This window comes from Streptomyces sp. NPDC029152 (assembly GCF_055564355.1).
In genome coordinates this window covers 94,086-113,613 of record NZ_JBVHWR010000011.1, presented here as the reverse complement: position 1 = coordinate 113,613, position 19,528 = coordinate 94,086, and the positions used below count along the sequence as shown (strand labels likewise).

General features: G+C 74.3%; 20 protein-coding genes and 1 pseudogene. 10 read left to right on the top strand and 11 right to left on the bottom strand.

Annotation, left to right across the window (positions count from 1 at the left end; all coding sequences use genetic code 11):
- The 4 genes and pseudogenes from ACZ4V6_RS23405 to ACZ4V6_RS23390 form a co-directional block, all read right to left on the bottom strand.
- Positions 1-267, bottom strand: a pseudogene (locus tag ACZ4V6_RS23405) (hypothetical protein); the annotation flags it as partial.
- Between the two features lie 137 nt (positions 268-404).
- Positions 405-1,280, bottom strand: a complete 876-nt coding sequence (otsB, locus tag ACZ4V6_RS23400; RefSeq protein WP_467830562.1) for a trehalose-phosphatase — start codon at positions 1,278-1,280, stop codon at positions 405-407.
- A gap of 35 nt (positions 1,281-1,315) precedes the next feature.
- A complete protein-coding gene (locus ACZ4V6_RS23395; RefSeq protein WP_189234064.1) occupies positions 1,316-1,540 on the bottom strand; it encodes a DUF3263 domain-containing protein in 225 nt (74 codons plus the stop codon).
- A gap of 35 nt (positions 1,541-1,575) precedes the next feature.
- Complete coding sequence (locus ACZ4V6_RS23390; protein ID WP_467830558.1) at positions 1,576-2,871, bottom strand: ABC transporter substrate-binding protein; 1,296 nt, start codon at positions 2,869-2,871, stop codon at positions 1,576-1,578.
- A gap of 86 nt (positions 2,872-2,957) precedes the next feature.
- On the opposite strand from ACZ4V6_RS23390, the gene ACZ4V6_RS23385 reads away from it, so the two are divergent.
- The 3 genes from ACZ4V6_RS23385 (at position 2,958) to ACZ4V6_RS23375 (ending at position 6,146) form a co-directional block, all read left to right on the top strand.
- Positions 2,958-3,914 (top strand): ROK family protein, encoded by a 957-nt coding sequence (locus tag ACZ4V6_RS23385; RefSeq protein ID WP_467830556.1) that lies wholly within the window; start codon positions 2,958-2,960, stop codon positions 3,912-3,914.
- Complete coding sequence (gene nagA / locus ACZ4V6_RS23380) at positions 3,914-5,059, top strand: N-acetylglucosamine-6-phosphate deacetylase (RefSeq protein WP_467830554.1); 1,146 nt, start codon at positions 3,914-3,916, stop codon at positions 5,057-5,059. The genes ACZ4V6_RS23385 and nagA overlap by 1 nt, the downstream gene beginning before the upstream one ends.
- Positions 5,060-5,213: 154 nt before the next feature.
- A complete protein-coding gene (locus tag ACZ4V6_RS23375; protein ID WP_467830552.1) occupies positions 5,214-6,146 on the top strand; it encodes a 1-phosphofructokinase family hexose kinase in 933 nt (310 codons plus the stop codon).
- A 66-nt stretch (positions 6,147-6,212) separates the two neighbouring features.
- On the opposite strand, the gene ACZ4V6_RS23370 is transcribed toward ACZ4V6_RS23375, so the two are convergent.
- Together ACZ4V6_RS23370 and cdgB are read right to left on the bottom strand one after the other, a co-directional pair.
- Positions 6,213-7,166 carry a carbohydrate-binding protein gene (locus ACZ4V6_RS23370; RefSeq protein ID WP_467830549.1) on the bottom strand — a complete coding sequence of 318 codons (954 nt, stop codon included), beginning with the start codon at positions 7,164-7,166 and terminating at the stop codon, positions 6,213-6,215.
- A 119-nt stretch (positions 7,167-7,285) separates the two neighbouring features.
- On the bottom strand, positions 7,286-8,947 hold the full coding sequence (gene cdgB, locus ACZ4V6_RS23365; protein WP_467830546.1) for a diguanylate cyclase CdgB: 1,662 nt from the start codon (positions 8,945-8,947) through the stop codon (positions 7,286-7,288).
- Positions 8,948-9,284: 337 nt separating this feature from the next.
- Here cdgB and ACZ4V6_RS23360 point away from each other — a divergent pair, with 337 nt between their 5' ends.
- Together ACZ4V6_RS23360 and ACZ4V6_RS23355 are read left to right on the top strand one after the other, a co-directional pair.
- Entirely contained in the window at positions 9,285-9,884 is a 600-nt protein-coding gene (locus tag ACZ4V6_RS23360; RefSeq protein WP_467830543.1) for a flavin reductase family protein, read from the top strand.
- A 48-nt stretch (positions 9,885-9,932) separates the two neighbouring features.
- Positions 9,933-10,406, top strand: a complete 474-nt coding sequence (locus tag ACZ4V6_RS23355) for a GNAT family N-acetyltransferase (protein WP_467830540.1) — start codon at positions 9,933-9,935, stop codon at positions 10,404-10,406.
- A gap of 26 nt (positions 10,407-10,432) precedes the next feature.
- On the opposite strand, the gene arfB is transcribed toward ACZ4V6_RS23355, so the two are convergent.
- Positions 10,433-10,870 (bottom strand): alternative ribosome rescue aminoacyl-tRNA hydrolase ArfB, encoded by a 438-nt coding sequence (gene arfB, locus ACZ4V6_RS23350; protein WP_467830537.1) that lies wholly within the window; start codon positions 10,868-10,870, stop codon positions 10,433-10,435.
- A 189-nt stretch (positions 10,871-11,059) separates the two neighbouring features.
- Between arfB and ACZ4V6_RS23345 the strand changes: the two genes are divergently transcribed.
- Complete coding sequence (locus ACZ4V6_RS23345; RefSeq protein ID WP_019326664.1) at positions 11,060-11,635, top strand: TerD family protein; 576 nt, start codon at positions 11,060-11,062, stop codon at positions 11,633-11,635.
- A gap of 63 nt (positions 11,636-11,698) precedes the next feature.
- On the opposite strand, the gene ACZ4V6_RS23340 is transcribed toward ACZ4V6_RS23345, so the two are convergent.
- Positions 11,699-12,358: a response regulator gene (locus tag ACZ4V6_RS23340; protein WP_467830533.1), complete on the bottom strand. Its 660-nt coding sequence runs from the start codon at positions 12,356-12,358 to the stop codon at positions 11,699-11,701.
- Positions 12,355-13,590, bottom strand: coding sequence for a sensor histidine kinase (locus tag ACZ4V6_RS23335; protein ID WP_467830530.1), 1,236 nt, complete (start codon positions 13,588-13,590; stop codon positions 12,355-12,357). Before ACZ4V6_RS23335 ends, ACZ4V6_RS23340 begins: the two co-directional genes overlap by 4 nt.
- 256 nt (positions 13,591-13,846) lie before the next feature.
- On the opposite strand from ACZ4V6_RS23335, the gene ACZ4V6_RS23330 reads away from it, so the two are divergent.
- Positions 13,847-14,407, top strand: a complete 561-nt coding sequence (locus ACZ4V6_RS23330; RefSeq protein WP_467830527.1) for a GlcG/HbpS family heme-binding protein — start codon at positions 13,847-13,849, stop codon at positions 14,405-14,407.
- A gap of 118 nt (positions 14,408-14,525) precedes the next feature.
- Complete coding sequence (locus ACZ4V6_RS23325) at positions 14,526-15,935, top strand: M1 family metallopeptidase (RefSeq protein WP_467830524.1); 1,410 nt, start codon at positions 14,526-14,528, stop codon at positions 15,933-15,935.
- 22 nt (positions 15,936-15,957) lie between these two features.
- On the opposite strand, the gene ACZ4V6_RS23320 is transcribed toward ACZ4V6_RS23325, so the two are convergent.
- A complete protein-coding gene (locus tag ACZ4V6_RS23320) occupies positions 15,958-16,905 on the bottom strand; it encodes a bifunctional GNAT family N-acetyltransferase/NUDIX hydrolase (RefSeq protein ID WP_467830521.1) in 948 nt (315 codons plus the stop codon).
- 67 nt (positions 16,906-16,972) lie between these two features.
- On the opposite strand from ACZ4V6_RS23320, the gene ACZ4V6_RS23315 reads away from it, so the two are divergent.
- Positions 16,973-17,473 carry a hypothetical protein gene (locus tag ACZ4V6_RS23315; RefSeq protein ID WP_467830519.1) on the top strand — a complete coding sequence of 167 codons (501 nt, stop codon included), beginning with the start codon at positions 16,973-16,975 and terminating at the stop codon, positions 17,471-17,473.
- A 23-nt stretch (positions 17,474-17,496) separates the two neighbouring features.
- Here ACZ4V6_RS23315 and ACZ4V6_RS23310 read toward each other — a convergent pair whose 3' ends face one another.
- A complete protein-coding gene (locus ACZ4V6_RS23310; RefSeq protein WP_467830516.1) occupies positions 17,497-18,186 on the bottom strand; it encodes a pentapeptide repeat-containing protein in 690 nt (229 codons plus the stop codon).
- A gap of 331 nt (positions 18,187-18,517) precedes the next feature.
- On the opposite strand from ACZ4V6_RS23310, the gene ACZ4V6_RS23305 reads away from it, so the two are divergent.
- Positions 18,518-19,498, top strand: a complete 981-nt coding sequence (locus tag ACZ4V6_RS23305) for a zinc-binding dehydrogenase (protein WP_467830514.1) — start codon at positions 18,518-18,520, stop codon at positions 19,496-19,498.
- Positions 19,499-19,528: the final 30 nt, after the last annotated feature.

The following is a 19,528-nucleotide window of genomic DNA, read 5'->3' as shown; positions in this document are numbered from 1 at the left end:
CTCCGCGTTCGACCTCGGGTCCCCCGCGTAGTCCATCCGGTCCGTGCACTTCACCCCCTCCTTGCCGGGGGCGGCGGAGGCCGTGCCGCCGGCGGACGCCGTCCCGCCGGCGGAGGCCCCCGCCGTGGCGGTGGAGGGCTGGGCGACGCGCGTCGTCGCGGTGGAGGGCGCGGCGCTGTCGGCGCCGCCGCCGCTGCTGCAGGCGGTGAGCGACAGGCCGGCGGCCACGACGGCGAGGGCGAGCATCGGGAACTTCCGAGCGGGCATGACGTTGTCCTCCACGGTTTGGGCCTCATCGGGCGGGCCTTACGGTTCTGAGGAGCGTGCGGCCCGGGACCCGGTTGTCCCGCCCGTGGCGTCAGGACAGGTCTGTGACGGACGGAGGTCGTCCCCGTGACATCGTCTCAGGCCAGGCGGCCCGCGAGGGCGCCCAGGAGGGCCACCACCCCGGCCGGGCCGTCCACCTCCAGGTCCGCGCGTCGCCTCAGTTCCGTCACCTCGTCACTGCCGCTGCACACCAGGAGGCCCGGGGTGCCCTCGGCGCGCAGGGCGGCGACCGCCGCGAAGGCCGGCAGGTCACCGAGGTCGTCCCCGGCGAAAAGGACCGACCCGGCGTCCGTCTCCCGCGCGTACTCCCGCAGCGCGACCCCCTTGTCCATGCCGGGCGGCCGCAGCTCCAGCACCATGCGCCCCGGTTCGACGACGAGTCCGTGACGGGCCGCCAGGTCGGCCAGGGGCGTCCGCAGGGCCTCGAACGCGGCCTGCGGATCGGCCGCGCGGCGGGTGTGCACCGCGACCGCCCGGCCCTTCTCCTCGATCCAGGCGCCCGGCCCGGCACCGGCGGCGTCCAGCAGCCCCGGCAGCTCGGCCCGGACGGCGGCCACCCCCGGGTGGGGCGGCGGGGCGGTGACGGTGCCGGTGGCGGCGTCCCAGCGCTCGGCGCCGTAGTGGCCGAGGACGACGAGGTGGTCCAGGCCGGGGACGTCCGCGAAGCCTCCGTGGTGGACGGCGACCTCGGCCGGGCGGCCGGTGATCACCGCGACGGAGGCGACCTTCGGGGCGAGGGCCGCGAGCGCGGGCACCGCGTCCGGGTGGGCGCGGGCCCGGTCGGGGTCCGGCACGATCGGGGCGAGCGTGCCGTCGAAGTCGAGCGCGATCACCGCACGGCCGGGGTCCGCGAGGAAGGCGTCGAGCCCTTCGCGGCCGGCCTCGGTCGCGGGCGTCGGCAGGTGGTCCGCGGGGACCCGGGAGTCGGGGGTGGATTCCTTGTGGCTGCCCATACGGCGAACCTATCCCGCGGGCGCGGGAAAGAACCTCAGCGCTCGCCGCGCCGGGACTCCCGCACCCGGCGCAGCCGGTTGACCGTCACCGGGTCGAGGGCCAGCGCGCGCGGGTCGTCCAGGAGGGCGTTGAGGAGCTGGTAGTAGCGGACGGGGGCCAGGCCCAGTTCCTCGCGGATCGCGCGTTCCTTCGCGCCGGGGCCCGGAAAGCCGCGGCGCTCCAGCGCGAGGATGCCGCGCTCCCTTGCTCCGAGGTCCATGTACGGCACCGTAACGCCCGCCACCGACAGCGGCGCTATTCGGCGCTGTCCGACAGGTTCGCCGTCGCCTGGATCTGGCCGAGCACCTCGGCGGGGCTGCCGCCGGGGGCGACCGCCTGGCCGATGCGCTTCTTCACGTCCGCGCTGACCGCCGCCCAGGACGTCTTGCCGACCGGGTAGAGCTCGGAGAGCAGCAGTTCGTCCAGGAAGGGCCTCAGGTGCTCGTCCTCGGCCGCCGCGCTCATCGCCTCGGACGCGGAGGTGGTGACCGGCAGCAGGTCGTACCGGCGGGAGAAGTCGAGGACGTTCTCGTCGCTGTAGACGAAGTCGAGGAAGTCGCCGATCTCCTCCTGGTGGCCGTTCTTCTTGAAGGCCGTCATCCAGTCGGTGACCCCGAGGGTGTTCTTGCTGACGCCGTCGACGCCGGGGGTCTGCACCATGCCGTACTTCACGCCCTTGTCGGACGCCATCTTCATCAGCGTCGGGTGCCCGTTGAGCATGCCGACCTCGCCGTTCGCGAAGGCGGCGAAGGCGTCGGCGCGGTTGAGCCTGCCGGGGGCGACGGGGCCGGTGAGCCCCTTGCCGACCAGTTCGTCCCTGAGCCAGGTGAAGGTGGTGGCGTTCTGCGGGGAGTCGACGGAGTAGGTGCCGACGTCGTCGGTGTAGCCGCCCCCGCCGCTCAGCATCCACTGCATGGTCTCGGCCGGCGCCTCCTCGGGGCCCAGCGGCAGCGCGTACGGGTACTTCACGCCCTCGGCCTTCAGCGCCTCGGCCGCCTCGGCGAGGTCGTCCCAGGTCTTGGGCGGGGTGACGCCGGCCTTGGCGAAGAGGGTCTTGTTGTAGAAGAGGACGCGGGTGGAGGCGGCGAACGGCAGGCCGTACTGGACGCCGTGCACCTGGCCGGCGGTGGCCAGCTGGGAGACGAAGCCGGCCTGGACGGGGATGGAGAGCACGTCGTCGGCCCGGTAGAGCAGGTCCTCGGCCGCGTAGTCGGCGTAGGCGCCGATCTGCGCCATGTCGGGGGCCTCGCCGGCCTCGACCATCTCGCGGACCTTGCGGTCGACGTCGTTCCAGGAGTAGACGGTGACGTCCACGTGCACGTCGGGGTGCTTGGCCTCGAAGGACTTGGCCAGCTCGTCCCAGTACCCCTGGGAGCTGTTGTCCTTGTTGTCGCCGTAGTCGGCGGCGACCAGCTTCAGCGTCACCTCGTCGGAGCCGCCGGTGATTCCGCAGCCGCCTAGGACCGCCGTCAGCCCCAGGGCCGACACCGCCGCGATCGTTCCTGTCCTGTGCCGCCGCACGTTCCTGCCCCGCCCCTGTCCTGTGTCCATCGGTTCGTTCGTCCGCTTACCGGACTAAGGTCTACACCACCCCAATGGACTAGACCTCTCCCGGGTGTACGGGCCACACTGTCCCCGTGAGACATGTCATCGCCCTCGATGTGGGCGGCACCGGGATGAAGGCCGCCCTGGCGGGGCCGGGGGGCGAGCTGCTGCACCGGGCCCGCCGCGCCACCGGACGCGACCGCGGCCCCGAGGCCGTCGTCGCGGGGATCCTGGACTTCGCCGCCGAACTGCGCGCCCTGGGCGCCGACCGGTTCGGCGAGGGCGCCGTCGCGGCCGGTGTCGCCGTCCCCGGCATCATCGACGAGGAGCGCGGCACCGCCGTGTACGCCGCCAACCTCGGCTGGCACGACGTGCCCCTGCGCGCGCTGCTCGGCGAGCGGCTCGGCGGCATCCCGGTCGCCCTCGGCCACGACGTGCGCACCGGCGGGCTCGCCGAGGGCCGCATCGGGGCCGGGCGGGGCGCCGACCGGTTCCTGTTCGTGCCGCTGGGCACCGGCATCGCGGGCGCCATCGGCATCGACGGCCGGGTGGAGGCGGGCGCCCACGGCTTCGCGGGCGAGATCGGCCACGTCGTCGTACGCCCCGGCGGCACCCCGTGCCCGTGCGGGCAGCGCGGCTGCCTGGAGCGGTTCGCGTCCGCGTCGGCCGTCAGCCAGGCCTGGGCCGAGGCCTCGGGCGACCCGCGGGCGGACGCCGCCGACTGCGCCAAGGCCGTCGAGTCGGGCGACGCCCGCGCCGTCCGCGTGTGGCAGGACGCCGTGGACGCGCTCGCCGACGGCCTTGTCACCGCGCTCACCCTGCTGGACCCGCGCGTCCTGATCATCGGTGGCGGCCTCGCCGAGGCCGGGGAAACCTTGTTCACACCGCTGCGGGACGCCGTCCGGCGGCGCGTCACCTTCCAGAAGCCGCCGGAGATCGTCCCCGCGGCCCTGGGGGACACCGCCGGCTGCCTCGGTGCCGGGCTCCTGGCCTGGGACCTGCTCGACACCACTCCCACGACCGCGACTCCCCCGGAGGTAACCACCTGATGGCCCCAAGCAAGGTTCTCGCCGGTGCCCGGGTGGTACTGCCCACCGGCACCGTGGACGACGGCCGCGTGATCGTCGACGGCACACGGATCGCGGACACCGCGCCCCCGGACGCGGAGACCGTCGACCTCGCCGGCCACTGGGTGGTCCCCGGCTTCGTCGACCTCCACAACCACGGCGGCGGCGGCGCCTCCTTCACCGGCGGCGCGGCCGAGGACGTCCTCGAGGGCGTCCGCACCCACCGCCTGCACGGCACCACCACGGTGGTCGCCTCCGCCGTCACCGGCGACCTGGACTTCCTCGCCCGGCAGGCCGGGGTGCTCGCCGAGCTCGCCCAGCAGGGCGACATCGCCGGCATCCACTTCGAGGGGCCGTTCATCTCCCCGTGCCGCAAGGGCGCGCACGACGAGGAGCTGCTGCGCGACCCCGACCCGGCCGAGGTGCGCAAGCTGATCGACGCCGCGCACGGCCACGCGAAGATGATGACGCTGGCCACCGAGCTGCCGGGCGGCCTGGACTCCGTGCGGCTGCTCACCGAGCACGGCGTGATCGCGGCCGTCGGGCACACCGACGCGACCTACGAGCAGACGCTCCAGGCCATCGACGCGGGCGCGAGCGTCGCCACGCACCTGTTCAACGCCATGCCGCCGCTCGGCCACCGCTCGCCCGGCCCCATCACCGCCCTGCTGGAGGACGAGCGGATCACCGTCGAGCTGATCAACGACGGCACCCACCTGCACCCGGCCGCGCTCCGGCTGGCCTTCCACCACGCGGGCGCGTCCCGGGTCGCCTTCATCACCGACGCGATGGACGCGGCCGGCTTCGGCGACGGCCGCTACATGCTCGGTCCGATGGAGGTCGAGGTCGCCGACGGCGTGGCCCGGCTGGTGGAGGGCGGCTCGATCGCCGGCTCCACGCTCACCCTGGACCGCGCCTTCAAGCGGGCGGTGACGGTGGACGGGCTGCCCGTCGAGGACGTCGTCGCCGCGATCTCCGCCAACCCGGCCCGGCTGCTCGGCCTCGACGACCGGATCGGCTCGCTGGAGCCCGGCAAGGACGCCGATCTGGTGGTTCTCGACGCCGGGTTCGACCTGGTGGGCGTGATGCGCCGGGGCGAATGGGTGGTCGGTCCCCACCTGGGCTGATCCGTACCGGGCCCCTCCCCGGGACCGTCTCCGGGCCGCCCGCGGCGACCGGGCGGGGGCTGGGCCGACGGCCGTCCGTTTGGCATGATCGTGACTCCGGACAACGTCTTCGGCGCACATGGCGGACACAGACCATCGGGGGAGGTCGGCACGGGTGATACTCACGGTCACGCTGAACACCGCTCTCGACATCACCTACCGCGTCCCGGCCCTGCGGCCCCACGCCTCCCACCGGGTCACCGACGTGACGGAACGCCCGGGCGGCAAGGGGCTGAACGTGGCCCGGGTGCTCGCGGCCCTCGGACACGAGACGACCGTGACCGGCTTCGCGGGCGGCACCACCGGACGCGTCGTGCGGGAAGGACTGACCGGGGTGCGGAGGGTGACCGACGCGCTCGTGCCGGTCGCCGGGGCGACCCGCCGCACCATCGCCGTCGTCGACGAGCGCACCGGCGACACCACCCAGCTCAACGAGCCGGGCCCGGCCGTCGCCCCCGCCGAGTGGAACGCCTTCCAGGAGGTCTACGCGGACCTGCTCGCCGGCGCCTCGGCGGTCGCCCTGTGCGGCAGCCTGCCGCCGGGCGTGCCGGTGGGCGCCTACGCCGGGCTGGTGCGCACCGCGCGCGCGGCGGGCGTGCCGGTGCTGCTGGACACCAGCGGGGAGCCGCTGCGCCGGGGCGTCGCCGCCCGCCCGGACATGATCAAGCCGAACGCCGGCGAACTGGCCGAGCTGACCGGTTCGCACGAGCCGCTGCGGGCCACCCAGGCCGCCCGGCGCCGCGGCGCCCGGTCCGTGGTGGCCTCCCTGGGCGCCGACGGTCTGCTCGCGGTGACCCCCGAGGGCCGGTGGCGGGCGGTCCCGCCCGCGCACGTCCGCGGCAACCCGACCGGCGCGGGCGACTCCGCGGTCGCGGGCCTGCTGTCGGGCCTGGTGGAGCACCTGCCCTGGCCGGACCGCCTGACCCGCGCGGTCGCCCTGTCCGCGGCGACGGTGCTGTCGCCGGTGGCGGGCGAGTTCGACCGGGCGGCGTACGAGGAGCTGCTCGGCCGGGGCGTCGCGGTCACGGCGGAGGCCGACGCGGCGTGACCCGCCCGGGGGAGGCGTCCGGACCGTGCCGGACCCCGCGGCCCCGGCACGGTCCGGACGACGGCCCTAGTCCTTGACCTGGCCCTTCTTCAGGGAGAGCTGGTCCAGCAGGATGTTGCACTTGTCGCCGTCCCCGCAGGACAGCGAGATCGTGTTCGTGCCCTTGTTGAGCGTGGGCCAGGCGTAGGTCTTGGTCCAGCCCTTGGCGAAGTCGCCGTCCGCGGCGTGCGCGAAGTTGCCCAGGTTCATCTTGCTGCCGAACGGCTTGCCGTTGACCGTGAGCGTCATCGACTGGTCCTCGCCGGCCGCGCTGAAGCGGGCGAAGAGGGTGTAGACGCCGTCCTCGGGGATGCCGTTGACGGTCCAGGTGACCGAGGCGCCGGGCTGGTTGAGGTTGGCCACGTAGGCGCCGCCGTCCGACTCGGCGCCCTCGACGTCCGAGGCCGTCGCCACGCCGGGCGACAGCTGCAGCTCGCCCGCCTGGGCCGACGGCAGCTTCACCTCCTCGTCGGCGCTGCTGCTCGCCGACGGGCTCGGGTCGGTGCTCTGGGTCTGGGTGGGGGTGGGGTCGCCGACCGCCTCGTCGCCGCCCTTGTCGTCGTCCGTGCCGCTGCTGGTCATCGCCACGGCGATGCCGATGACGACCGCGGCGACCACCGCGACCGCGCCGATCAGCAGGCCCTTGGTGTTGGGCCCGCGGCGTCCGCCGCCGGCGGCGCGGGGCGGCTGCTGCGGGGCGGTGGGGGCACCGCCGCCGGGAAGCGTCTCCGGCGCGGCGTAGTGCGCGTTCGGCCTGCCGTAGGCGCCCTGCTGCTGCGGGGCCGCCTGGCCGTACGCGGCGGCCGGGGCCTGCGGTGCCCCGTACTGCCGTGTGCCGACGGGACGCACCCGGTTGACGGAGTTCGGGTAGCCGTAGCCACCGGACGGCGGCTGGGCTCCGTTGGCCTGCCCGTCGGCGTACAGGTAGCCGAACGGGTCGTCGTCCTCGGGCGTGCTCGCGCCGTTGTTGCCGGGCGTCATCCCTAGGTCTCCTAACCAGATGCGGTGCGTTTGCGGTACAGGTGGTGAGAGGGCGAGCCTACCTGCTCCCACTGACCCGAACGGGTGGCTCGGTCGGCCTCAACCCGCTGACCTGGGGTTCATCCGGCACGGCGGTGCTGTTTGGGACGAGATCGTTTCTCGACGTACATCCGCTCGTCGGCGGACTTCAGGACTTCGTCCGCCGTCATGCCGCAGTGGGCCCACCCGATGCCGAAGCTGGCGCCGACGCGGACGGCCCGTCCCTCGGCCCGGATCGGCTGGATGATCTCGTTGCGCAGCCGTACGGCGAGGTCCTCGGCGTCGGCCCGGCCGAGCCCGTCGGCGAGGATGACGAACTCGTCGCCGCCGAGCCGGGCCACCGTGTCGCCGTCGCGCACCCCGCCGCCGAGCCGGCGGGCGACCTCGATGAGGACGGCGTCGCCCGCGTTGTGCCCGAACCGGTCGTTGATCGACTTGAAGCCGTCCAGGTCGCAGAAGAGGACCGCGAGCCCCTTGGCGCCGTCGTCCGGCCCGTCGCCGGGGGCGACGGTGTGCACGTGGTGGTCGTAGGCCCCGTAGGGATCGGCGCCGGAGCGGAAGTCGAAGGTGTGGCCCCCGGAGTCGATGACGGGGTGCCCGTAGGCCGCGTCCATCGCGTCGGCCACCGCCGCGTGCGGGGACTGCGGGCGCCGGCACAGCCGGGCGGCGAGCCGGGCGCGCAGCTCGGCGGAGTTCGGCAGGCCGGTGAGGGAGTCGTGGGAGGCGCGGTGGGCGAGCTGGAGCTCGCGGCGTTTGCGCTCCTCTATGTCCTCGACGTGGGTGAGCAGGAAGCGGGGCCCGTCGGCGGCGTCGGCGACGACGCTGTTGCGCAGGGAGACCCAGACGTAGGTGCCGTCGCGGCGGCCCAGGCGCAGCTCGGCCCGGCCGCCCTCGGCGGAGGTGCGCAGCAGGGTGCCGATGTCCTCGGGGTGCACGAGGTCGGAGAAGGCGTAGCGGCGCATCGCGGAGGCGGGGCGGCCCAGCAGGCGGCACAGGGCGTCGTTGGTGCGCAGGATGCGGCCGTGCTGGTCGCCGCCCATCTCGGCGATGGCCATGCCGGAGGGGGCGTACTCGAAGGCCTGCCGGAAGCTTTCCTCACTCGCCCGGAGGGCCTGCTGGTCGCGTTCGAGGCGGACCAGGGCGCGCTGCATGTTGGAGCGCAGGCGGGCGTTGCTGATGGCGATGGCGGCCTGGAAGGCGTACATCTGCAGGGCTTCGCGGCCCCAGGCGCCGGGGCGGCGGCCGTTGCGCGGACGGTCCACGGACAGGACGCCGATCAGCTCGCCGCTGGCGTCGCCGCGCTGCGGGCCGGGCGCGTACAGGGGGGCGAAGAGCCGGTCCGAGGGGTGCCACTCGTCCTCGAAGCGGGGCGCGGGCCCGTCGGTGTACCACTGCGGGACGTCGTCGTCGTCGAGGACCCAGCCCTCGGTATGGGGTATGAAGATCAGGTCGCCCCACTGCTCGCCCATGGTCAGGCGGCGGTCCCAGGACGCGCGGGAACCGACCCGGCCGGTGATCAGCGCCTCGGCGGCCTGGTTGCCGGAGAAGGCCGCGACGACGAGGTCGCCGTCGGGACGGACCAGGTTGACGCACGCCAGCTCGTACCCGAGGGCCTGGACGACGCCGTCGGCGACGGCCTGCAGGGTGTCGGCCAGGCTGCGGGCCTTGTTCATCTCGGCCATGACCTGGTGCAGCTGCCGCAGGGACGCAAGACGGACGTAGGGCTCCGACTCGGTCTCCATGCTCGCCCTCCCCCCGAGACCTCGCAGCGAATCAAGGGTTCTCTTCGGCGTATCGTCCTACCAACTTCCGCCACTGAATCACAGCGCGCTGCCCACTCGGTACACAGGGTCAACAATTAATGTCCCTTGTGACTCAAGTCACAACCAAAGATGAACAATTGAGTGGTGATTCTGCGTTTTCCGCGTGCGTTTACTGAACGCAAAATTTGTAGCCATGCGCACGACTCCTCCCGCGGCTCCCCCGCCGCACTCCTGCGGGGGTCCTAGGCCGGTCCTAGGTCCCGGTTCGGGCCGGGGGCCGATGCCGGGCCGGGGACCCGGCGACTAGCGTGGCGGGGTGTCGAACACTCCCCCGCTCGCGTCCCCCACGTCCTCCGCGTCCCCGTTGACCTCACCGGTCTCCGGGCACCCTGAGGGGGTGAGCAACGACGAGTTCCGCGCCGTCATGTCCCGGCTGGCCTCGGGCGTGGTCCTGGTGACCGCGCAGGAGCCGCCGCTCGACCCCGACGACCCCGGGGCGCCGCGCGGCGAGGACGTGGGCATGACGGCCACGGCCTTCATGTCCGTGTCCCTGGACCCGCCGCTCGTCCTCGTCAGCCTGCGCGAGGGGTCCCGCATGGACGACCTGCTCGGCGAACAGCCCGTGTGGGCGGTCTCCGTGCTGTCCGAGAACCAGCGGCACATCGCGGGGCGCTTCGCGATGAAGGGCCGCGTCAGCGACCGGCTCCTGTTCGCGGACATCCCCTGCGTACGGGGCGAGGTCTCGGGGGCGCCGCTGGTGGGCGGCGCCCTGGCGACCCTGGAGTGCCGCACCGAGCAGCGCGTGCCGGCCGGGGACCACACCCTGGTGATCGGCCGCGTCCTGACCGCCTCGGTGCCGAGCGCGGACGGGGGGCCGCTGACGTACTTCCGGGGGCGGTACCGGCAGTTGGGCTGAGCGCTAATTCGCTCGTCCGGCGTGCGGGCGCCTGCCTAGGGTGCGCGCATGACGACCAGCGCCGCGCTCCGCCTGGAGCGCATCACCCCCGCGAACATCGAGGCCGCCCTCGCGATACGCGTGCGCCCCGAGCAGGAGTTCGCCGTCTCCCCGGTGGTGAAGTCCCTCGCCGAGGCCTACGTCCACTCCGAAAAGGCCTGGCCCCGGCTGATCGTCGACGGCGACCGTCCCGTCGGCTTCCTCATGGGCTTCTTCGACATCGACTGGTACGACGACGGCAGCGCGCTGCGCTCCGGCCTGTGGCGCCTGAACATCGCCGCCGACGAGCAGGGCCGGGGCTACGGCCGCTTCGCCGTGGAGTCGGTGGCCGCCGAGATCCGCCGCCGCGGCGGCAACGAGTGCTTCGTCACCTGGCACCCCGGCGAGGACGGCCCCGAGGACTTCTACCTGCGCCTCGGCTTCCGCCCGAACGGCGAGAAGGCCGAGAGCGAGACGGTGGGCGTGCTGGAGCTGGACCGGTAGCGGCGCCCGCGCGGACGGGGCGGCGGTCAGTCCCAGTTCTTCGGGGACCGGCCCCGCTTGGTCTCGGAGCGCTGCTTCTTCTCCCGCAGGCGGCGCTCGTTGATGCCGCGCGGCACGCGGGTCGGCCTGCGCGGCCGGGGCGGGGGCGCGGTGGCCTCGGCGAGCAGAGCCGCGAGGCGCACGGCGGCGGCCTCGCGGTTGCGCCACTGCGAGCGGTGCTCGGAGGCCCGCACGGTGACGACCCCGTCGCTCAGCCGCCCGGCCAGCCGCTCCAGCGCCCGCCGCTTCCACACCTCGGGCAGCGCCTCGGTGCGCGCCAGGTCGAAGCGGAGCTCCACCTGCGTGTCCGTGGTGTTGACGTGCTGTCCGCCGGGCCCCGAGGACCGCGAGAAACGCCAGACGAGCTCGGACTCGGGGAGCGAGACGGAGCCGCGGATGACGTGGGGACCGGACATGCCGTCCATGTTCCCGTCCCCGGCCGGTCCACGTCACCCCAATATCCCCGGCCGGACCCGGCCCTCCCCGGCCCGGCCCGGTCCAGAACTCGGTAAAGAAAGTAAAGAGACCTGGAACCTTGCCTACCCCTCTCGTCGTTCATGGGGGTAGCTGTAGCTTTCTTGCCGTACGTAAACGAGGGAAGGGACTCCCGAACAATGGCTGTAAGCCTGTCCAAGGGTGGCAACGTCTCGCTCACCAAGGAGGCTCCGGGCCTGACCGAAGTCACCGTGGGCCTCGGCTGGGACGTCCGCACCACCACCGGCACCGACTTCGACCTCGACGCCTCCGCGATCGCGGTCAACACGCAGGGCAAGGTCTACTCCGACGCCCACTTCGTGTTCTTCAACAACAAACAGACCCCGGACAACACGATCGTCCACACCGGTGACAACCGCACCGGTGAGGGCGCCGGCGACGACGAGGCGATCAACGTCAACCTGGCCGCCCTGCCGGCCGACATCGACAAGATCGTCTTCCCGGTCTCGATCTACGACGCGGAGAACCGCTCGCAGAACTTCGGCCAGGTCCGCAACGCCTACATCCGCATCGTCAACCAGGCCGGCGGCGCCGAGATCGCCCGCTACGACCTGTCCGAGGACGCGGCCACCGAGACCGCCATGGTCTTCGGCGAGCTGTACCGCAACGGCGCCGAGTGGAAGTTCCGCGCCGTCGGCCAGGGCTACGCCTCGGGCCTGGTGGGCATCGCCCAGGACTTCGGCGTGAACGTCTGACGTCCGCCCGTCCGTTCCTCACGTACGAAGGCCCCCCGGCCGTGTGCCGGGGGGCCTTCGGCGTCACGGCAGCAGGCGCTGTTCCTTCGCCACCGCCACCGCGCCCGCGCGGGTGTCGACGCCGAGCTTGTCGTAGATGCGGCGCAGGTGCGTCTTCACCGTGGCCTCGCTGATGAACAGGGCCCGGGCGATATCCCGGTTGCCGAGACCGGTGGCGAGCTGGGCCAGGATGTCGCGTTCGCGGTCGGTGAGGGAGGGGCGCGGACTGCGCATGTTGGCCATGACCCGGCTGGCGACCGGCCCGGACAGCGCCGTACGACCGCGCGCGGCGGCGTGGATCGCGGCGAACAGCTCCTCGGGACGCTCGGCCTTGAGCAGGTAGCCGGTCGCGCCGGCCTCGATGGCGCGGGTGATGTCGGCGTCGGTGTCGTACGTGGTGAGCACCAGGACGTGCGGGGAGGGGCCGTCGCCGGCGGTGAGGCGGCGCGTGGTCTCCACGCCGTCGATGCCCGCGCCGAGTTGGAGGTCCATCAGCACCACGTCGGGCGTCAGCCGCGCGGCGAGGGCGAGCGCCTCCTCCCCGGTGCCGGCCTCGCCGGCCACCTCGATGCCGGGGGCGCTGTCGAGCAGGGCCAGCAGCCCGGCGCGCACGACGACGTGGTCGTCGCAGACGAGGATGCGGACGGGGGCCGCGGCGGCGCCCGGGTCGGCCGGTCCGGTCATCGGGGTGCCTCCAGCGGGTCGGCCGGGCCGGTGCGGGGCGGGCCGGGCGGGTCGAGGGGGACGGCGGCGGACAGGACGGTGCCCTCGCCGGGCGCGGACTCGACGGTCAGGGTGCCGCCGAGCCCGCGCAGCCGGGCGCGCATGGCGGGCAGTCCGTGCCCGCGCACCCCGGACGGGGCGCCGGGCAGCGCGGCCGGGTCGAAGCCGTGGCCGTCGTCGGTGACGTCCAGGACGGCCTGGTCGTCGAGGAGGGTGAGGGTGAGCGCGGCGGTGGACGCGCCCGCGTGCTCCCGGACGTTGGCCAGGGCGCCCTGGGCGATCCTCAGCAGGGCCGACTGGACGCGGTCGGGCAGCAGCGGGGCCCGGCCGCCGTCGTCCACGTGGACCCGCACGGCGAGGTGGTCGCCGGACTCCCGCTCGGCCAGGACGCGCAGCGCCGCCACCAGGCCGCCGCCGCGGGCGAGGTCGGCCGGGGCGAGGTCGTGCACGAAGCGGCGGGCCTCGGCGAGGTTGTGCTCGGCGACGGACGCGGCGCCCCGGACGTGGGTGCGGGCCTTGCCCGGGTCAAACTCCCAGACCCGCTCGGCGGCCTGGAGCAGCATGCGCTGGCTGGACAGGCCCTGGGCGAGGGTGTCGTGGATCTCCATGGACAGCCGCTGGCGTTCGGCGAGGGTGCCCTCGCGGCGTTCGGCGGCGGCGAGTTCGCGGCGGGTGCGGATCAGGTCGTCGATCAGGGCGCGCTGCCGGGCCGCCTGCCGTTCGGTGTGCAGGAACACGGCCGTGGCGATGGCGGCGACGGCCGGCGGGGCGAGCAGCAGGTTCGGGTCGAAGCGCCCGGCGAGCCGGAGCTGCGCGGCGACGACGAACACCGTCAGGACGGTCACCAGCACGAGCGCGGCCCGGGCCGGCAGGGTCCGCAGGCCGGTGTAGAAGAGGGGCACGGCGCACCAGGAGAAGCTGGGCGCGAGGACGACGAGCACCATCCACACCGCGACCACCGCGCCGAGCCAGGCCAGGCGCCGCCGGGTGGCCCGCGCCCCGGCGCCGCTCAGCACGGGCCCGAGCAGGTGCAGCGCGGCGAGGGCGAGGGACAGGGCGATGATCCAAGGGGTGCGGGGCTCGCCGGGGTGACGCAGCAGGAAGCGGGCGAGGGCGCCGCCGAGCAGCAGGAAGAACGCCGCGTGCAGGACGGCGCCGAGCCACCGGGTGTCCGGGTCGTAGGGCTTCGGCATCCGCGCACGCCTCCTCTCCACCGTCGTCTCCTCCTAAGCCGAGCTGCGCGTCCCCTCCCATGGTGGCCTGTCCGGACGGTGGACGGGTCAGCCGATCGGACGACCCCGCCGTCGCCCGTTCCGTCACCGGGGAGCAGCCGGAACGGCAACCGCGCACCCCGCCTGCGGGACGGAGGGTGGAGGGCAGACGGACGGAGACGGCCCGCAGGGGCCTCGACGCGGACCGTCCGCCCCGACCCCGAGGAGCAGACCCACCATGAAGAAGACCCTTTCCCGGCGCGCCCGTATCGCCACCGGCGGCGCCGTCCTCGCCGCCGTCGCCGCGGGCACCTTCGGCACGGTGGCGGCCAACGCCTCGGCGCCGGAGTCCGCCCCGGCCACGGCGGCGGCCGCCGCCGTGGCCGGCAAGCGCGACACCACCACCTCCACGCACCTGACGATCGGCGCCGCGACCAAGGCCGCCCAGGCCGCGCTGAAGGCGGCCGCGAAGGACGGGCAGCGGGTCACGGTCGCCGTCGTCGACCGCAACGGCAACACGATCCTCACCATGCGCGGGGACGGCGCCGGCCCGCAGTCGTACGAGTCGGCCGTGAAGAAGGCGTACACCGCCGTCTCCTGGAACGCCACGACCACCGAGCTGGAGGGCCGCCTGGAGAACGCGCCGAACCTGAAGGACATCCCGGGCACGCTGTTCCTGGGCGGTGGCGTCCCGGTCACCGCCGACAAGGCGCCGATCGCCGGCATCGGCGTCGCGGGCGCCCCCTCCGGCGCCCTGGACGAGAAGTTCGCGCAGGCGGGCGCGGAGGCACTGCGCTAGGCCCTGTCGTCCGGACCGGGCCGGCTCCGGCAGGCCCCGGACGGCACCCCCGGACCCCGTGGGACCGGTGGCCGGTTCCGGCGGGCGTTTCACGTGAAACGCACCATAGGATCGCGGGGTGCGCCTGACCCGAGTGCTCGTAGCCGCCGCCACCGCCACCGCCCTCGCGGCGTGCAGCGGTGGCGGTGGCGGTGGTGTCGACGGCACCCCCGGCGGTTCGGGTGTGCGCGATCCGTACTTCCCGAAGGCGGGCAACGGCGGCTACGACGTCGGCCACTACGACCTGGTCCTCGACTACGACCCCGGCACCGGGCGTCTCATCGGCACGGCGACGATCACGGCACGTGCCACCCGGGACCTGTCCGCCTTCAACCTGGACCTCAAGGGCCTGGACGTCGAGAAGGTCACCGTCGGGGGCCGGGGAGCGCGCTTCAACCGGGCCGGGCAGGAGCTGACCGTCCGTCCGCCCGGCGAACTGGGCGACGGCGAGACGTTCCGCGTGCGGGTCCGGTACTCCGGCGAGCCCGAGACCGTGACCGATCCGGACGACTCCGAGGAGGGCTGGCTGCCCACCGAGGACGGCGCGGTCGGACTCGGCGAGCCGATCGGCTCGATGGCCTGGTTCCCCGGCAACCACCACCCCTCCGACAAGGCGACGTACGACCTCACGGTGACCGTCCCCGAGGACTACGGGGTCGTCTCCAACGGGCAGTTGACCGGTGAGACGACCAAGGGCGGCCGGACGACGTTCCGCTGGCACACCGGCGAGCCGATGGCGAGCTACGTCGCCACGGTCGCCGTCGGCGACTGGCGGATCGGCCGCTCGGCCACCGAGGACGGCCTGCCGGTGTACACGGCCGTCGACCCGGAGCAGGCCGGCGCGAGCCGGACGGTCCTCGCGCGGATCCCCGCGATCGTGAAGTGGGAGCAGGACGTCTTCGGCCCGTACCCCTTCTCCTCCACCGGCGCGATCGTCGACCGCCCGGAGGACGCCGGCTACGCCCTGGAGACCCAGACCCGGCCCTACTTCCCCGGCGCCCCCGACACCGAGACCCTCGTCCACGAGCTGGCCCACCAGTGGTACGGCGACTCCGTCACGCCGAAGACCTGGCGCGACATGTGGCTCAACGAGGGCTTCGCGACCTACGCGGAGTGGCTGTGGGCGGAGGACCACGGCGGCCACACCGCGCAGGAGACCTTCGACGCGCTCTACGACGGGACCTACTTCGACGACGAGGAGGCGGACGAGGCGGTCTGGGCGTTCCCGCCCGGCAAGCCGTCCGGTGCCGCCCACATCTCCGACAGCCCGGTCTACCAGCGCGGCGCGATGGTGCTGCACCGCATCCGGCAGACGGTCGGCGACGACGCCTTCCGCGCCCTGCTGCGCGACTGGGCCGCCGCCCACCGCCACGGCAACGCGGACACCGGCGACTTCACGGCGTTCGTGGAGAAGTCGGCCCCCGACGAGGACTTCACGGAGATCTGGGACGACTGGCTGTACGGGGACGGGAAGCCGGAGCACCCGTGAGACGGGGGTGCCGGCCGGCGCCTCACTCCTCGAACGCGTCGAGCAGCCGGGGCAGGTCCGGCGGCCACAGGGCCTCGGGGGCCTCGGCGAGGTCCGCGCGGCTCCACCAGCGCCAGGTGAGGATGCCGTCCGCGGCGTGCGCGGCGGCGAGGTGGGCGCCGGTGGGCTCGCGCCGGGGGCCGCGGGCGACGTAGATGTGCTCGTGCTGGCGGACCGGGCCCACGCTCAGGTGGGTGAAGTCGTGTTCCCACGTGCACAGCAGCGGGCCGGGCTCCAGGTCCGTCCAGCCGGTCTCCTCGCGCAGCTCGCGCAGGGCGCCCTCGCGGGGGCTCTCGCCCGCGTCCAGGCCGCCGCCGGGCATCGCCCAGTGCACGCCGACCTCGACGTTGTCGTACCGCAGGAGGAAGACCGCGCCGTCCGGGTCGAGCACGGCGACGCGGGCGGCGCGGCGCGGGACGCGCAGCGGCTTGCGCAGCACCGTGCAGGGACGGCCGGCGCGCAGGTCCCGGCGGTGACCGACGGTCTCGTAGCCGAGGGCGGTCCAGAAGGCGAGGGCGTCACCGTTGCCGTCGAGGACGGCGAGCCGCAGGCCGGCGTGGCCCGCGGCCCGGAAGCGGTCCTCGACGAGGGACGCGAGCCGCCTGCCGTGGCCCTTCCGGCGCAGGCGCTCGTCCACCATCAGCAGGCCGATCCACGGGTCGGGGTCGGCCGGGTCGGGATGCCGGGCGAGGGTGATCGCGATCCCGGCCAGCCGGCCCGCGTCCCGGGCGAGCAGGACCTCCGCGCCCGGCTGCGCCGACTCGTCGGCCAGCGCCGCCGCCACCTGTTCCGGACGGATGTCGTCGGGGTCGGGGAAGTCGCCGCTGAGGGCGTGGAAGGCGCGGTGGGACGCGTACAGGGCGGTCAGCTCGGTGAGGAGCGGGCCCGGGATGTCGTGGCCGGGGGCGAGCGTGAGCGGAGTGATGATCACACCGGGCAACCTACTCCGACGCGGTGCCGCGGTGGCCCGCAGGCGAGGGCATGACACCATCACCTGCGTGCTCGACATCGGCTACGCCCTCTCCACCCGTTTTCCCGACCCCCCGCAGACCGACTACCGCCGCGCGGACGTCCACGCCCTGCGGCACGACCTGTTCTGCGGGGACGTGTACCTGGCCGACACCCGGAAGGACCAGGAGATTTCCACGGCCTGGGGATGGGTGCCGGTGCTGGACTTCGCGTGGGCGCTGTGCGACATCGTGGAGCACATCGACCGGGACCCGGCGGGCTCCCGGGCCGCCCGGCCGCAACACGCCGAGTTGGACTTCACCGAGTCCACCGACCGCCTGCTGTTCGAGCGCCGCTTCGGCTGGGTCGACATCGAGGCGGAGTGGCTGCCGGCCTCCGAACCGCCGTTGTCCTTCTCGCACAGCGCACTGCGCCGGGAGGCCCGGGACTTCCTGCACGACCTGATCGCCGACCTCACCGACATGCACGAGGACCTGGCGGAGAACCCGGCGATCTGGACCCTCCAGGCCCGCTTCCCCCGCGTCTCCTGAGCCCCGCCCCGCGCGTCCGGCCCCTACCCCTCCGCCAGCACCCGCACCCCCATCTCCGCCGCCAGCACCGGTGCCAGGTCCAGCAGCTGGGCCGGGCTGATCACCGCCCCGGCCAGCCGGTCCACGCCGCGGGCCAGCTCCAGCGGAGCGGCACCGCGCAGGTCGACGTCCGTCAAGGTCGCCGCACCGAGGTCCGCGTCCTTCAGGGCGCAGTCCACGAACGCGACCCGCTCCAGGCGCGCGCCGCCGAAGTCCGGCTCGATCAGCACGCAGCCCTCGAAGACGACGTCCTTGAGCCGGGACCGGCGCAGATTCAGGCAGTCGATCTTGCCGCCGCGGATCAGGACCCGCTCCAGCACGGCCCCGTGCATCTGCGTGCCGCCCAGCCGGGCGTCGAGCAGCTCCACATCGCGCAGGGTGGCCTCGGCGAGGTCCGTGCCGACGCCCCGTGCGCCGGTGAGGACCGAGTCGAGCAGCCGGGCGCGCGGCAGTGACGTCCCGTCCAGCGCGCACGCCGTCAGCGCGCAGTCCAGGAAGCGGGCGCCCGCCCCGTCCTGTCCGGCGAGGTCCTCCTCCCGGAACTCCAGCCCGTCGTAGTCGCCGTCCGGCTCCAGCTCCCCGCCGGTGTACGGCTCCAGCACCGGCAGCCGCACCTGCGGACGCCGCGCCGCCCGCACCGTCGCCGTACCGCCGCCCGCCGCTCTCCTCGCCATGCCCCCCATGCTGCACCCCGCCACTGACACCCGCCCCCGCCTGCGGCTCCGCCGTCCCGTCGGCCGCGTGTCACACCCTCCGCCCGCGCGTCCGCCGTCCGCCGTCCGCCGTCCGCGCAGGAGGACACGGCACCGGGCGATCGCGCACCCGGGAAAGACCCGGGCCATGCCCCGCGTCACCGTCGTCGGCGGCGGCTTCGCCGGACCGACCGCCGCCGACAGCGCCCCGAGGGCCGTGTCCCTGGCCCTCGGGCGGAAGGAGCTTGACCTCAAGCGCGCTTGAGGACGTTGGGTGAGTCCCTGACCACGAGCCTCACGTTGGGGGACCGCCATGCGCGCCATCCGTCTGCACACCTTCGGCCCGGCCGAGAACCTCGTCCTCGAAGAGGTCGAGGACCCCCGCCCGGGCCCCGGCCAGGTCCGCGTCGCCGTCCGCGCGGCGGGCGTCCACCTGCTGGACACCGCCCTGCGCGAGGGCGTGCAGGGGCCGGCGCCCGAGCCGCCCGTCCTGCCCACGGTCCCCGGCCGCGAGGTCGCCGGCGTCGTCGACGCCCTCGGCGAGGGCACGCCGGAGAGCTGGCTCGGCCGGCGGGTCGTCGCCCACCTCGGCTTCGCGCCCGGCGGGTACGCCGAACTGGCCGCCGTCGACGCCGGCCGCCTCCACGAGATCCCGGCCGGCCTGGACTTCGCCGAGGCCGTCGCCATGATCGGCACGGGGCGCACGACGATGGGGATCCTCCAGTTCGCCGATCTCGGGCCCGGCTCCGTGGCCGTGGTCCCGGCCGCCGCGGGCGGCATCGGCACGCTGCTGGTGCAGTACGCGAAGAACGCCGGGGCCACCGTCGTGGGGCTGGCCGGGGGCCCGGAGAAGACCGCACGCGTCGCGGCGAGCGGCGCCGACCTCGCCGTCGACTACACCGATCCCGAATGGCCGGCCGAGGTCCGCGCCCACCTGGGCGGACGGGAGGCGACCGTCGTCTTCGACGGCGTGGGCGGGGACGTCGCCCGGGATGCCGTCGCACTCCTGGGGCCCGGCGGCCGGCACCTCGTCTTCGGCTGGTCGGGCGAGGGCCTGCGCGACGGCGGGCCGTACCTCGTCGACGGCGTCTCCCAGCAGGTGCTCGGCCCGGTGATGCTGGAGAGGGCCGGCGGCACCGACCCCGTCCGCACCCTCGAACTGCGCGCCCTCGCCGAGGCCGCCGGGGGCCGCCTCTCCCCCGCCGTGCACCGCTTCCCGCTCGCCGAGGCCGCGGCCGCGCACCGCGCGCTCCAGGGCCGCGGGACGACCGGGAAAGTGGTTCTGGAGCCATGACCGCCGACACACCCCGCGGACGACCGGAAG